General features: G+C 37.9%; 12 protein-coding genes, 1 rRNA gene and 1 pseudogene. 5 read left to right on the top strand and 9 right to left on the bottom strand.

Annotated features, from left to right (window positions below):
* Positions 1–4 precede the first annotated feature (4 nt).
* From BU038_RS02545 to BU038_RS02520, 6 genes and pseudogenes are all read right to left on the bottom strand, one after another.
* Positions 5–1,069, bottom strand: a complete 1,065-nt coding sequence (locus BU038_RS02545; RefSeq protein WP_107604668.1) for a PIN/TRAM domain-containing protein — start codon at positions 1,067–1,069, stop codon at positions 5–7.
* 27 nt (positions 1,070–1,096) lie between these two features.
* Positions 1,097–2,467, bottom strand: a complete 1,371-nt coding sequence (gene radA / locus BU038_RS02540; RefSeq protein WP_107604667.1) for a DNA repair protein RadA — start codon at positions 2,465–2,467, stop codon at positions 1,097–1,099.
* Positions 2,468–2,754: 287 nt separating this feature from the next.
* Positions 2,755–5,220: an ATP-dependent Clp protease ATP-binding subunit gene (locus BU038_RS02535; protein WP_107604666.1), complete on the bottom strand. Its 2,466-nt coding sequence runs from the start codon at positions 5,218–5,220 to the stop codon at positions 2,755–2,757.
* Between the two features lie 11 nt (positions 5,221–5,231).
* Positions 5,232–6,236, bottom strand: coding sequence for a protein arginine kinase (locus tag BU038_RS02530; protein WP_107604665.1), 1,005 nt, complete (start codon positions 6,234–6,236; stop codon positions 5,232–5,234).
* A gap of 3 nt (positions 6,237–6,239) precedes the next feature.
* A pseudogene (locus tag BU038_RS02525) lies at positions 6,240–6,644 on the bottom strand (UvrB/UvrC motif-containing protein); the annotation flags it as partial.
* Between the two features lie 119 nt (positions 6,645–6,763).
* A complete protein-coding gene (locus BU038_RS02520) occupies positions 6,764–7,225 on the bottom strand; it encodes a CtsR family transcriptional regulator (protein WP_023016300.1) in 462 nt (153 codons plus the stop codon).
* A gap of 171 nt (positions 7,226–7,396) precedes the next feature.
* On the opposite strand from BU038_RS02520, the gene BU038_RS02515 reads away from it, so the two are divergent.
* Positions 7,397–8,608, top strand: a complete 1,212-nt coding sequence (locus BU038_RS02515) for a NupC/NupG family nucleoside CNT transporter (RefSeq protein ID WP_107604663.1) — start codon at positions 7,397–7,399, stop codon at positions 8,606–8,608.
* A gap of 243 nt (positions 8,609–8,851) precedes the next feature.
* Entirely contained in the window at positions 8,852–9,337 is a 486-nt protein-coding gene (locus BU038_RS02505) for a GNAT family N-acetyltransferase (RefSeq protein WP_107604662.1), read from the top strand.
* Positions 9,338–9,377: 40 nt separating this feature from the next.
* On the opposite strand, the gene pdxT is transcribed toward BU038_RS02505, so the two are convergent.
* Together pdxT and pdxS are read right to left on the bottom strand one after the other, a co-directional pair.
* Positions 9,378–9,956, bottom strand: coding sequence for a pyridoxal 5'-phosphate synthase glutaminase subunit PdxT (gene pdxT / locus BU038_RS02500; protein ID WP_107604661.1), 579 nt, complete (start codon positions 9,954–9,956; stop codon positions 9,378–9,380).
* A 1-nt stretch (position 9,957) separates the two neighbouring features.
* On the bottom strand, positions 9,958–10,845 hold the full coding sequence (pdxS, locus tag BU038_RS02495) for a pyridoxal 5'-phosphate synthase lyase subunit PdxS (protein ID WP_002481306.1): 888 nt from the start codon (positions 10,843–10,845) through the stop codon (positions 9,958–9,960).
* Positions 10,846–10,941: 96 nt separating this feature from the next.
* Between pdxS and BU038_RS02490 the strand changes: the two genes are divergently transcribed.
* The 3 genes from BU038_RS02490 to BU038_RS02480 all read left to right on the top strand — a co-directional run bounded on the left by BU038_RS02490 (position 10,942) and on the right by BU038_RS02480 (position 14,079).
* Positions 10,942–12,309 carry a PLP-dependent aminotransferase family protein gene (locus BU038_RS02490; RefSeq protein ID WP_107604660.1) on the top strand — a complete coding sequence of 456 codons (1,368 nt, stop codon included), beginning with the start codon at positions 10,942–10,944 and terminating at the stop codon, positions 12,307–12,309.
* Positions 12,310–12,327: 18 nt separating this feature from the next.
* On the top strand, positions 12,328–12,798 hold the full coding sequence (locus BU038_RS02485; protein WP_107604659.1) for a GNAT family N-acetyltransferase: 471 nt from the start codon (positions 12,328–12,330) through the stop codon (positions 12,796–12,798).
* Positions 12,799–12,912: 114 nt separating this feature from the next.
* A complete protein-coding gene (locus BU038_RS02480) occupies positions 12,913–14,079 on the top strand; it encodes an MFS transporter (RefSeq protein WP_241963136.1) in 1,167 nt (388 codons plus the stop codon).
* A gap of 107 nt (positions 14,080–14,186) precedes the next feature.
* Here the strand turns inward: BU038_RS02480 and rrf are convergent.
* Positions 14,187–14,301: ribosomal RNA gene (gene rrf / locus BU038_RS02475) — 5S ribosomal RNA — on the bottom strand.
* Between the last annotated feature and the right edge of the window lie 138 nt (positions 14,302–14,439).

Raw genomic sequence — 14,439 nt, 5'->3', positions numbered from 1 at the left:
ATGCTCACTGTTGAATTAATTTCGCAAAGACAATTCGTCCAGATGATGTTTGTAAAATACTGGTAATTTCAATTTTGACATGCTGGCCAACTAAGGATTTCGCATCATCAATCACTACCATAGTGCCGTCTTCTAAATAGCCGACACCTTGTCCAGGTTCTTTACCCATCTTAGTAATTAGTAAATTCATATGATCGCCTTGGCGCACAGCAGGTTTTACCGCTTCAGATAAGTCATTCACATTCAACACTTTAATGCCTTGTACACGTGAAATTTTATTCAAGTTAAAATCTGTCGTAATTAAATCTGCTTTATATTTATGCGCGAGTTTAATCAACAATGCATCGATGTGATTATAAGATTTCTGCGGATGAACAATACGAGAAGGATGATCTGTATCATGGATTTGATTTAAAATATCCAGACCGCGTTGTCCTTTTTCTCTTTTAACACTATCTGTTGAGTCTGCAACGACTTGCAGTTCATTAATTACACCTTGTGGAATCAAAATCTCTCCATCTAAAAAGCCGCATTTGATAATCTCTAAAATTCTGCCGTCAATGACCGCACTTGTATCTAAAATTTTAGGATTCGCACGTAAAGCATTCATTGAAGCAGAACGTGCCATTTTTTCTGGTAAGAAAGCTAACATTTCATCTCGCTTCTTCAAACCGAATTGGAAACCTAAATAACTCAAGAATACTGTAATGATAATAGGAAGAACATGAAGGAATAAAGATGATCCGATAATATTTAAAATAAATGCAATCATTACAGAAATAAAGAGTCCCATAATCAAACCAATGGCCGCAAAGAGAATTTCAATTGCGCTGTGTCGCATAATAAAGCCTTCTAATTTACGCAAGGCTCTGGTGATTTTAGGAATAAGCAAACCAAATAAAACAAAGAATAAAACCATACCAATGATGCCAGCAATATATTTATTTGTCAGCCATACATTAGTATCTGCCAGCCCTGTATCGCGTGCAATATCAGGTATGATCAATATCCCTAAACTGATACCTAAAATCATATAACTGATGATGACAATTGTTTTTATAATATTCATCTGATAGCCTCCTTTCTCTCTGTGGTATCAGCTTTTCATCAATGCAAAGTTCAGTGCTTCATGCACACTCGTTACACCGATAACTTGAATATTATCCGGGAAGTCCCAACCTCCTATATTGGTTTTAGGAATAATCACACGTTTGAACCCTAATTTCGCCGCTTCTTGAACACGTTGTTCAATACGTGAGACACGTCGTACTTCTCCTGTTAAACCTACTTCACCGACAAAACAATCCATACCGTTGATAGGTTGGTCTTTAAAACTAGAAGCCACCGCTGCGATAATTGCTAAGTCAACAGCCGGTTCTGTTAAACGCACGCCGCCTGCCACTTTGACATAAGCATCTTGTTGCTGCAGCAAGTAACTTTCTTTCTTCTCTAATACTGCCATTAATAAATTCAAACGGTTATGGTCGATGCCTGTCGCCATACGTCTCGGATTATTAAACGTTGTCGGTGTTACTAATGCTTGAACTTCAATTAATAACGGACGTGTGCCTTCCATTGTCGGAACGATTGTAGAACCTGCCACATTCGTTGAACGTTCTTCTAAGAACATTTCTGAAGGGTTCTTAATCCCTTTCAAACCGCTATGTTTCATTTCGAAGATACCCATTTCATTCGTTGAGCCGAAACGGTTCTTTACTGCACGCAAAATTCTGTATGCATGGTGTTCGTCCCCTTCGAAATACAATACTGTATCTACCATATGTTCTAATAAACGCGGACCTGCAATTTGTCCTTCTTTCGTCACGTGGCCGACGATAAAGGTTGCGATATTCATTTGTTTCGCAATCCCCATAAGAATTTGCGTACTTTCTCGTACTTGTGAGACAGACCCCGGTGCTGAACTGATTTCTGGATGATACACTGTTTGAATCGAGTCTACCACCACTAAGTCTGGTTGTGTTTGTTTCACAGCCTCTTTAATGACTTCTAAATCTGTTTCCGCAAACACGTTTAATTGACTAGAATCTTCTTCTAAACGGTCTGCACGCAACTTCGTTTGATTGAGTGATTCCTCACCCGTAATATAAAGTACTTTTTTATTTTGAGATAGCGCTGAACAAATTTGAAGTAATAATGTTGATTTACCAATACCAGGGTCCCCACCGATTAACACGAGCGACCCTTGGACAATACCGCCGCCTAACACGCGATCAAATTCTTTCGAACTTGTATGGATACGCGGTGTAGATTCATGTTGGACATCATTTAGCTTTGTTACTTTAGCTGTTTGTTCTCTTGTACGCATCCCTCTGCCACTTGGCGCTTCTTTTTGCGTCATAACTTCTTCCATTTGGTTCCAAGCACCACAATTCGGACATTTACCCATCCATTTCGGTGATTGATAACCACATGCCATACATTCAAATGTCACTTTCTTTTTTGCCAAATTTACACCACCTATTTTTTCGTGAAAAACATATCTATTTTACACCCTCTAGGGTTTAAAAGCTATCATTGATTCTTTCTTATTCTAAACCTGAAAACACGTTTCACACAATCATCTGACTCTTATCTTTAACCACATCATACCAAAATTCTTTAAAATTACATATTATATTCTCTTTAAACTATCAAAATCACAACATATAAAAAGACTCCTTTTAAGCAGCTATGTGATGAATACTGCTTAAAAAGGAGTCTTTATCTATTAATCTAATTTAACAATTACGTTGATTACGCTTTAGTTTTTGTTTCTTCGGTTTCTTTTGTTTGGCGATCATTGATTTTGTATTCGAATTTATCACCATTGTGGTCTACGACTACGTCTTTACCTTCTAATTGGTTACCGTCTAAGATTAACTCACTTAAGTTATCTTCAACTGTTTTTTGGATTGCTCTGATAAGTGGACGAGCACCATATTGCGGATCGTAACCTTCTTCTGCAATTTTTTCTTTCGCAGCTTCTGTCACTTCGATATTAATATCTTGTTCAGATAAACGATCAGTAAGGTTGCGGACCATTTTCGTTACGATTTCTTTCAATTCAGCTTTATCCAATTTGTGGAAGACAATAATGTCATCGACACGGTTTAAGAATTCAGGACGGAATGCATTTTTCAATTCTTTCATCATTGTACTGCGAATTGTTTCGTAGTCTGCACCTTCGTCTTTGCCGCCACCAAAACCAGCGAAGCGTTGGTCTTGTAATTCTTGTGCACCGACGTTTGAAGTCATGATAATCACTGTATTACGGAAGTCTACACGACGTCCTTTTGTATCAGTTAAGAAACCATCATCTAAGACTTGCAACATGATGTTGAAAACATCAGGATGTGCTTTTTCTACTTCGTCGAATAGGATAACTGAGTAAGGTTTACGTCTTACTTTTTCAGTCAATTGACCACCGTCATCATGACCTACATAGCCTGGAGGCGCTCCGACTAAACGGCTCACTGCGTGTTTTTCCATGAACTCACTCATGTCTACACGAATCATCGCATCTTCATCGCCGAACATTGATTCAGCTAACGCACGTGCCAATTCCGTTTTACCTACACCTGTTGGTCCTAAGAAGATAAAGCTTCCGATTGGACGTTTAGGGTCTTTCAAGCCTGCACGTGCACGACGTACCGCTTTACTGATAGATGTCACTGCATCTTTTTGACCGATGACACGTTTATGCAATGTGTCTTCTAAGTTCAACAGACGTTCTGATTCTGTTTCATTTAAGCGTGTTAATGGAATACCAGTCCAGCCTGCAATCACTTCAGCAATATCATTTTCAGTTAATGATGTGTTTGCGCCGCCTTGTTTGTTTTTCCATTCATTTTTCGCTTCTTCATATTGTTTTTCTAATTTTGTTTGTTTATCACGAAGGTTTGCAGCGTTTTCGAATTCTTGTGAATGTACAGCCGCATCTTTTTCGTTTTTCACTTTTTCGATTTCTTGTTCAATTTCTTTTAAGTTTGAAGGAGTCGTATGACTTTTCAATCTTACTTTTGAACTTGCTTCATCGATTAAGTCGATTGCTTTGTCTGGTAAGAAACGATCTGAAACATAACGGTCACTTAAACGTGCTGCTGCTTCAACCGCTTCATCAGAGATATTAATACGGTGATGCGCTTCATAACGATCACGTAATCCTTTTAGGATTAAGATAGTATCTTCAACTGTCGGTTCATCCACTTGTACAGGTTGGAAACGACGTTCTAAAGCTGCATCTTTTTCAATGTGTTTACGGTATTCATCTAGTGTTGTTGCACCGATAGCTTGTAATTCACCACGTGCAAGTGCTGGTTTTAAGATGTTAGATGCGTCAATGGCACCTTCAGCACCGCCTGCACCGATTAATGTGTGCAATTCGTCGATGAATAAGATAACGTTACCTGCTTGATGAATTTCTTCCATGACTTTTTTCAGTCTTTCTTCGAATTCACCACGGTATTTTGTACCGGCAACAACAGTACCCATGTCTAGAGACATCACGCGTTTACCTTTTAATGTCTCAGGTACTTCATTATTTACAATGGCTTGTGCTAAGCCTTCAGCAATTGCTGTTTTACCTACACCCGGTTCACCGATTAATACTGGGTTGTTTTTAGTACGACGACTTAATACTTCAATCACGCGTGTGATTTCTTTATCACGGCCGACAACTGGGTCTAATGTGCCGTCTTTAGCAATGACTGTTAAGTCACGTGCTAAACCATCAAGTGTCGGTGTGTTATTAGATTTTGCAGTTTGTGCATTTTTATTACTCATTTCAGGGCTGCCAAGTGCTTTGACAACTTGAGCACGCGCTTTAGTGATATTTAAATCTAAGTTTGCGAATACACGTGCAGCTACACCTTCATTTTCACGGATTAAACCAAGTAAGATGTGTTCTGTACCTACGAAATTATGGTGTAATTTACGTGCTTCATCCATTGATAGTTCAATCACTTTTTTCGCTCTCGGTGTATAGTGCAATGTGCCGATGTGTTCTTGACCTTGACCGATTAATTTTTCTACTTCTGTAACAACAATGTCTTCTGTGATACCGAAACTTTCTAATACTTTTGCGGCAATACCTTCTGGTTCTTTCATTAAACCAAGCAATAAGTGTTCAGTTCCGATATTTGAGTGATTCAAACGAATCGCTTCTTCTTGTGCATGTGCTAAGACACGTTGTGCACGTTCTGTTAATCTACCGAATAACATAGCAAAACCTCCTATTTTATATGTTCTCTAATAATATTTGCTCTTTGTTCTTTAATTGATACTTGTTGTGCTTCATCAATCAAGAATGGAGATTGGATAGCTACCATCATTTGATTGAAGTTGAATTCTGGTAAATCAATATAGCCCAAATCAATACCTAGTTTGACTTCACTGAGTCTTGTTGATGCTTCTTCCATAGACATAATACGACTGTATCGTAATAAACCAAGCGAGCGGTAAATACGATCTTGCATCTCAACTAAGTTATGATAATCAAGTTGTTTGCGAATCTGCATTTCCTCCGCAATAATCTGCTGGACGATTTCAGTTAACGTTTCAATAATCTGTTCCTCAGTTCTTCCCAAGGTTAATTGGTTTGAAACTTGATAGATATGACCATAAACTTGAGAACCTTCTCCGAAAATACCGCGAATCGTAAAGCCGAAACGATTGATAGTTTGAGCTATGCGATTCATACGTTTCATGATAGAAAGTCCTGGCAGGTGCAACATCACGCTTGCACGCATACCTGTACCGATATTTGTCGGGCACGTTGTTAAATAGCCTAAATCTTCATCAAAACTGATATCAAGCGCTCTATCTAATTGGTCATCTATTTCTGAAGCTTCTTGATAAAGTGCTTCTAAATCCATATCTGAACTCATGGTTTGAATTCTAATATGATCCTCTTCATTTACCATTATGCTTAATGATTCATCATCATTCAACAATACTGCTGAAGCCGGCTGTTCAATCAGTTCTTTACTGATCAGATGCTTTGCGACTAACTTTAATTTATCTGTATGCGTAATGGTCTGCAAATTCAATACTTTCAAATCCGGCAGTGCATCTTGAACTTCGTTGATGACTTTTTGTCCTTCTACATCAGAAGTAAACATTAAGGGATGAACATGATTGCTTAAGTTTCTCGCAAGTCGTATACGTGAGGACATTACGACTGGCGTCGTTTCATTCTGCTGCATCCAACTACTCATGTACATTGAATGTTCGCTCATGTGTTATCCCTCGCTTTCTTCTTTTAGTGCGTTAATTTCATCACGAACGACAGCCGCTTCTTCAAACGCTTGTTGTTCTATTAATTCTTGTAAATATTTATTTTTAGCTTCTATTTTTTTCTTTAATGCGAGTTTGTGCTGAGAGGAGACAGGCGTTTTACCGACATGTTCAAATTGTCCGCCTTGCACACGTCTGACAATATCTACAATATCCTCTTTAAAGGTAGTGTAACATTGTGCACACCCAAACTTCCCTTTATACGCAATATCTTTCATTGTCATATGGCAAGTAGGACACTTCTTCTCTTCTCTGACGCTTAAGTCTTCTAATTGAATACCATGCTTAGACGCCAAATGTTGAAGTATTTGTTTTATAACAAAAGAGCCTTCCATGTCATCTTGATTGTTCTGCCATGTAGGTTCCTCTTCATTACTTTGTGCTTTAATTCTGTTGTGTTCTTGTGACTTAAGTGCGTTTGTTTTTGTTCCATGTGCAAATGTGTCAGCCATGTGCAGCCTCCTAACTATTAATAGTAATTAATGACCGGCAATAGCTGTTTCAATATGTTAGCGCGGACAATGTCCCTTGCAGCAACATCCATTCTTAACGTATCTCTATCTACCACTGCAAGCATCATTTTTGCTTCGCGTAATGTTATATATTGATTATCAAGCAATCCTTCGATCACATAATGAGCTTGTTGTTGAGAGATTGAATCGCCGATGATTTGTAAGAGGTGATCAATATAACCTTTCGTATCCTTGGTTTCAACCTTAGTGATTCGTATATAACCTCCACCACCGCGTTTACTTTCGATTTCATAACCGTGTTCATTGGTGAATCTTGTCTTAATTACATAATTAAGTTGAGAAGGCACACAGTCAAAACGTTGAGCAATATTCGCTCTTTGTATCTCAACAACATCTTTATTTGATTCTTCAAATAAGTGCTTAATGTACTGTTCTATGATGTCGGACATATTATGCATGGATATCACCCCTTTTTTGACCTTCTTTGACTATATTATATGACCAACTTTGACCTTTTTCAACCAATATGATTTAAAAAATTTACGACATCGTCAAAAATAGGATGTTCGTAAGCGCTATTTTCCTGTATGATATTGGATGAAATAAAAAATAAAAGGATGAGAAATAACATGCATATACTTATTGCTTTAATAGGGATTGTCTTCTTCTTAGCTCTCGCACTTGTTGCTAGTTCAGACAAGAAAAATGTTAAATGGCATTATGTCGGTATCTTGCTTGTGATTCAGTTAATCTTCGCATTTGTTCTCTTAAAAACGAATGCAGGAATCACAGTCATCGGCGGCATTGCGAAAGGCTTCTCTTATTTGCTAGCGAAAGCTGCTGAAGGGGTTAACTTTGTATTTGGAGGCTTTAAATATGTAGATCCAGATCAACCGCCATTCTTCTTCAGTGTATTATTACCGATTGTCTTCATTTCAGCTATTATCGGTATCTTACAATACACTAAGATTTTACCAATGATTATTAATGGTTTAGGTTTCTTGATCTCTAAAATCAACGGCATGGGTCGTTTAGAATCATATAACGCAGTGGCAGCTGCCATTTTAGGACAATCAGAAGTATTCATTTCATTGAAGAAACAATTACCACATATTCCGAAGCACCGTTTATATACATTAACAGCTTCAGCAATGTCGACGGTATCCGCTTCAATCATCGGTGCTTACTTCACACTGTTAGATCCTAAATATGTCGTAACAGCGATCGTACTAAACTTATTCGGCGGATTTATTATTGCTTCAATTATCAATCCATATACAGTTGATGAAAAAGACGACAAATTATTAGTGGAAGAAACAGGACAAAAACAATCTTTCTTCGAAATGTTAGGCGAATACATTTTAGATGGATTTAAAGTTGCGGTCATTGTAGGGGCAATGTTAATTGGTTATATCGCAATTATCGCTTTACTTAATGGCCTTGTCAGCGGTATCTTTACAGCTGTATCAGGCGGTTCAATTAAATGGGACTTCCAAACATTAATCGGATTTGTCTTTGCGCCATTCGCATTCCTAACAGGTATCCCTTGGGATGACGCAGTTAAAGCAGGTTCATTAATGGCTACAAAATTATTATCAAACGAATTCGTTGCGATGTTAGACTTAGGTAAAATGCATGGTTTATCAGAACGTGCAATCGGTATTACTTCTGTCTTCTTAGTATCATTCGCAAACTTCAGTTCAATCGGTATCATTTCTGGTGCCATCAAATCATTAAATGATGAAAAAGGTGACTTGGTTGCACGTTTCGGACTTAAATTACTATTCGGTGCAACACTTGTTTCATTCATCTCTGCTTCTATCGCAGGTCTATTCATGTAAATCATATTTAAAACGGCTTCCTCAATCAGGGAGTCGTTTTTTTCATATTGCATTTCAAAACGCTTTCGTGTAAAGTAACACTTAATTATGGAGGTTCTCGAACCTTAACATATTGGAGAAACGTCCATCGCGACTTTTTATCCCTCAATATGCAAGCATTAATCAAACTTTTAATGAAAATCAAATCATGGTCTGTGAAGAATTTGAATGTCTGTTTCCTAAATAAATAAAGTAGGTGAAACTATGGACTTAAATACGATACAAATTAGTAAATTTCAAGCATCAGATACACAAGCGGTTGTAGATTTAATATGTCATACACTCAGAACGACCAACATCAAAGACGAACCGCAAAAAGATATCGAAAGTTATGTAGCAGAGACTACACCAGAAAGTATTCAATATAAAGCAGAAAAAACTAGTTTTTATGTCTTTAAGTTGAATGACCAATTGATTGCGACAGGTGCGATTGGTCCTTACTACGGCAGTGAAACAGAATCATGCTTCTTTTCTATTTTTGTTTCTCCTGATTATCAAAAATTAGGTATAGGTAAACTGATTATGGATACTTTAGAAGATGACTATTATTATCATCGCGCAAAACGTCTCATTATCCCTGCTTCAATAACAGCAGTACAATTCTATAGAAAGCGTGGCTATGATTATATCAATCAAAACAGTACGCCTGATCATGAAGGATTAATATACTTAGAAAAATATTCGAACTAAAAAAACGAGCAACCGTTATGGCTGCTCGTTTTTTGAATGCTTATACATTCGCTTTTTTACTTTCAGCAACAATATGTTCAATAAAGTACTGCGTTACACGGTAATCATCTGTTAATTCCGGATGGAAAGAAACACCTAAATAATTACCTTCTTTGACTGCGACAATTTTGTCGCCGACTGTACTTAATACTTCTACATTGTCACTGTTTACTTTTTCAATATGCGGCGCTCTGATAAAGACCGCTTCAATATCCTCTGCGATACCTTTAATATCTAATTCAGACTCAAAGCTGTCCACTTGTCGCCCAAATGAATTACGCTCTACAGTGATATCTAATTTCTTTAAATAACCTTCTTCACCGACGATGTCTTGTGCTAAGACAATCAATCCAGCACATGTACCGAACATCGGTAAATCTGAGTTGACTAACGCTTCTTTAAATCCATACAGATTCATCAAACGACGTAATGTCGTTGATTCTCCGCCTGGTAAAATTAAGCCGTCGATTTCTTCTAATTGTTCAACACGCTTGATTGCGACACCTTCGTGACCGCTAAGCTCAATGTGGCGCAAATGTTCACGTACTGCGCCTTGTAGTGCGAGGACTCCGATTTTCATCTTACCAGCCACGCTCTTGCATACGTTCTTCTAATGAAAGTTGATTTACATCTAAGCCTCTCATTGCTTCACCAAGCTCTTGAGCTAATTTACCGATTAATTCGTAATCAGTGTAGTGTGTTGTTGCTTGAACAATTGCTTTTGCGAATTTTTCAGGGTCTTCTGATTTGAAGATACCTGAACCTACGAATACACCGTCAGCACCTAATTGCATCATTAACGCTGCGTCTTGAGGTGTCGCAACACCGCCTGCCGCAAAGTTAACTACTGGTAAACGACCGTTGTCTTTGATTGATTTTAACACTTCGTATGGTGCGCCGATTTCTTTTGCGAATGTCATGATTTCATCATCTGGCATAACTGTTAATTTAGCCACTTCTGAATTCACTTGACGCATATGACGTACTGCTTCAACGATGTTACCAGTACCTGGTTCACCTTTTGTACGTAACATTGCTGCACCTTCACCGATACGACGTGCTGCTTCGCCTAAGTTACGGCAACCGCATACGAATGGTACAGTGTAGTCGCTTTTTAATAAATGATATTCTTCATCAGCAGGTGTTAATACTTCTGATTCATCGATGTAGTCTACACCCATCGCTTCTAACACACGTGCTTCTGTGATATGTCCGATACGGCATTTAGCCATAACTGGAATTGAAACAGCATCCATTACTTCTTGAACAATTTTAGGATTACATGCACGCGCAACACCGCCAGCTGCTCTGATATCTGATGGTACACGTTCAAGCGCCATAACTGCTACTGCGCCTGCTTCTTCTGCAATTTTAGCTTGTTCTGCATTGACAACGTCCATGATTACGCCGCCTTTTTGCATTTCAGCCATTCCACGTTTTACTCGATCTGAGCCTACAATTTTAGACATTCTAAATACCCCTTTTCTCATTGATTAAATCCAGTGTAAAGGATAAACTGATAGTGTTAAAGGACCAATTTCGATAAATATTAGGAGGCCAGTTGAATGAAACAACCTTTATATATGCAGCTTTATCAAAAGTTGAAGGAACAAATTATTGAAGGCCAGTATCAATCTGGCGACCGTTTTCCTTCTAAACGCCGACTTGCTGAACATCATTCGCTCAGTAATACAACGATTGAACATGCTTACCAATACTTATTAGACGAAGGCTATATCTATTCGAAGCCACGTTCAGGCTATTATGTATCAGATATTGAATCACTGCCAGTAGTCACAAAAGAATCTCCAACAACAGTCACGCATCAAACTCAAAAAGAAACAACTACTCGCTATCACTTTGATTTAGCACGTATTGATACAGAACACTTTCCGTGGCAACAATTTCGTAAATACGCACGTGATGTCTTTGACGAATCTATGCCAGATATTTTACAACCCGGAGATCAACAAGGTGAATTCAGACTACGACAAGCCATTGCACACTACCTCTTTAATAGCCGTGGTGTGAATTGTCATCCTGAACAAATTATTATCGGTTCTTCTACAGAACAATTAATCAACCAAGTAACAGATATACTCACTGACCGTTCTTACATCATCGAATATCCAAGCTATCCACCTATTAAACAAGTGTTGGATAAAAAGGAATTAAATTATAAACAAGTACCTGTCACTAAAAAAGGTATTGAGATGTCTCAAGTCTTCAATTCCAATCGTCAAGTGGTATATGTGACACCATCTCATCAATTCCCAACTGGCTATGTGATGAACTTAAAGACACGTACGCAACTCATCAACTGGGCCCAGCAACATAAAGACCGTTTTATTATTGAAGACGATTATGATTCAGAATTTCGTTATTTCAGTAAACCGATTCCTGCACTTCAAAGTTTAGACAAGACAGGAAAGGTTATTTATATCAGTACCTTTTCTAAATCATTATTTCCAAGTTGTCGTATTGCGTTTATGGTGCTGCCGAAAGCACTGATGAAAAATTATCATGATTTACCTAACAAAGAAGGGAATACAGTCCCTGCTCCTATGCAGTATACAGTCGCACAATTTATGGAGAATGGTTCATTTGATCGCCATTTGAACAAAATGCGTAAAGTCTATCGTCATAAACTGACTTATATCTTAGATGCTTTAAAGCCCTATCAAAATCAGCTGATGATTGAAGGCGCAACAACGGGTATGCATTTTACATTAACGGTTCAAAACGGTATGCATTTAGATGAGGTATTACAACGAGCGAAACAAAACCATGTCAAACTCATCCCGTTAATCAATTATATGAAGAAAGAAAATTATGATATCACTGCACCGAAATTTATTATCGGTTTCGGGGGTATACCAGATAATGAATTAGAAGCACATACTAGTGTGTTGATTCAAACACTGACAAAATGACTTAAAGGAGAAAACAATATGTCTGATGTTCAATTAGTCCCATATGACTCTAAGTATGACCAGGAACTTGAGAAATTTACTATTGCTGAAGCAGAAAGTGCTTTTGCGCTATTACCCTTTGCGGCTCTCGAAGATTTAGCGCCTGGAGAATATCCTGTCGTTATTTTACATCAACAACACCCAGTTGGTTTTATGAGGTTGAATCAAAATGATGAAGGCAGAGACTTAGCTCAAAATCCTAATGCTGTATTAGTAAAATCATTCTCTATTACAGAACGTATGCAAGGGCAAGGCCTAGCACAAGCAGCTTTGGCACAATTACCTGACTATGTGCATACACATTTTCCAAATACAAATGAAATCGTACTTTCAGTTAATTTTAAAAATCCTAAAGCTATTCATGTCTATCAAAAACTTGGTTATATCGATACTCAACGTGTATTAGAGGGTCCTGCAGGCCCCCAACACGTGATGTCATATCAACTTTAATCATGTCACCTTTATTATTTACCTTCTTTTAAACGACATCACGAAACACATTGACGCCATTTAAAGATTCACGTATAATCGAGTCCATATTTGCGAATTTTCGGAGGTGTCATTTTGAAGAAATATCCTATTGCGATATGGATGCTTGCGATCGGCGCATTTGCGATTGGAATGACAGAATTTGTCATCATGGGCTTATTACCCAACATCGCACGTGATTTCCATGTGACGGTCAGTCAAGCTGGTCAATTAATTACAGGCTATGCCTTAGGTGTCGCAATTGGCGGACCTATTTTGGTTATGATTACCATTAAACTTAATCGAAAATATTTATTAATGCTATTAATGGCTATTTTCATTATCGGTAACTTAGCTTCATCATTCAGCACAAGTTACGGCTTCATGATGACAGCTAGAATTATCACTTCACTTGCGCACGGTTCATTCTTTGGGATTGGATCTATTTTAGCCGCAAGTATGGTACAACCGCAATATCGCGCAAGTGCCATGGCATTGATGTTTATGGGACTATCCTTAAGCAATATTTTAGGTGTACCTTTTGGGACATTAATCGGTCAACAATTCGGATGGGCAATGACCTTTGTGATTATAGCTATTATCGGAATATTAGCGTTGATTGGTATTATGATTTTTGTTCCTAATCAAAAAGAACGTCAAGCATCATCTGTATTAGACGAATTAAAGATCTTAAAAGAAAAGCGTTTATGGTTGACGCTCGCAGTAACCTTATTTGGTTTCAGCAGTGTCTTTGCGTATTTTACTTACATTTCATCAATATTAATAGATGTCACACATATTAAAGAAAATCTTATTTCCTTTATGTTGATTATCTTTGGTGTTGGTGTCACGCTTGGTAACTTAATCGGTGGTAAACTTGCCGATTGGAATTTGAATAAGGCGTTACAATTAATTTTTACAGTCTTCATCCTCTATTTTGGGATTCTGTATTTCATGCAGTTCAATGGACTTGTGATGGTACTCGGCGTCTTTTTATTTGGAGTTATCGGATTTAGTATGAGTCCCTCTCTTCAATATAAAAGCACATTGATTTCACAAGATGCACCTACGTTAGCCAGTACATTGAATCAATCTGCCTTCAACTTAGGCAATGCGTTAGGTGCTTTTGTAGGTGGTTTAGTTATCACACACTTACCTGTAGCCTCATTAAGCTTAATTGCACCTTTGCTTACGCTAATCGGTTTGATGTTTTTATTGATTTCTATTTATGTAGAAAAACAACACTCATCTATTACTTCATAAACAAATCGTCCACTCTGTGTACCATTAAGTACAGAGCGGGCGATTTATTTATGTATATCATTATATATAGGCATAAAAAAAGAGACCCTTTACAGGATCTCATGTTTGCCTGGCAACGTCCTACTCTTGCGGAACGTAAGTCCGACTACCATCGGCGCTAAAGAGCTTAACTTCTGTGTTCGGCATGGGAACAGGTGTGACCTCTTTGCCATTGTCGCCAGACAATGGAATGTTTATACATTCAAAACTAGATAGTAAGTAAATTTCAATTCGACCAATCAAAACTTGAAATTGATTAAGTCTTCGATCGATTAGTATTCGTCAGCTCCACATATCGCTATGCTTCCACCCCGAACCTAT

Origin of the sequence: Staphylococcus simulans (assembly GCF_003043455.1) — a bacterium.
Classification (GTDB): Bacteria; Bacillota; Bacilli; order Staphylococcales; family Staphylococcaceae; genus Staphylococcus; species Staphylococcus simulans_A.
This window is presented reverse-complemented; position numbering and strand designations above follow the sequence as displayed.

Bases quoted from the DNA above. Each gene is read 5' to 3' on its own strand.
- BU038_RS02530 (WP_107604665.1), bottom strand. From the start codon at position 6,236: ATGAGCGAACATTCAATGTACATGAGTAGTTGGATGCAGCAGAATGAA.
- BU038_RS02505 (WP_107604662.1), top strand. From the start codon at position 8,852: ATGGACTTAAATACGATACAAATTAGTAAATTTCAAGCATCAGATACA.
- BU038_RS02485 (WP_107604659.1), top strand. From the start codon at position 12,328: ATGTCTGATGTTCAATTAGTCCCATATGACTCTAAGTATGACCAGGAA.
- BU038_RS02535 (WP_107604666.1), bottom strand. From the start codon at position 5,220: ATGTTATTCGGTAGATTAACAGAACGTGCACAACGTGTCTTAGCACAT.
- BU038_RS02490 (WP_107604660.1), top strand. From the start codon at position 10,942: ATGAAACAACCTTTATATATGCAGCTTTATCAAAAGTTGAAGGAACAA.
- pdxT (WP_107604661.1), bottom strand. From the start codon at position 9,956: ATGAAAATCGGAGTCCTCGCACTACAAGGCGCAGTACGTGAACATTTG.
- pdxS (WP_002481306.1), bottom strand. From the start codon at position 10,845: ATGTCTAAAATTGTAGGCTCAGATCGAGTAAAACGTGGAATGGCTGAA.
- BU038_RS02545 (WP_107604668.1), bottom strand. From the start codon at position 1,069: ATGAATATTATAAAAACAATTGTCATCATCAGTTATATGATTTTAGGT.
- BU038_RS02520 (WP_023016300.1), bottom strand. From the start codon at position 7,225: ATGCATAATATGTCCGACATCATAGAACAGTACATTAAGCACTTATTT.
- BU038_RS02515 (WP_107604663.1), top strand. From the start codon at position 7,397: ATGCATATACTTATTGCTTTAATAGGGATTGTCTTCTTCTTAGCTCTC.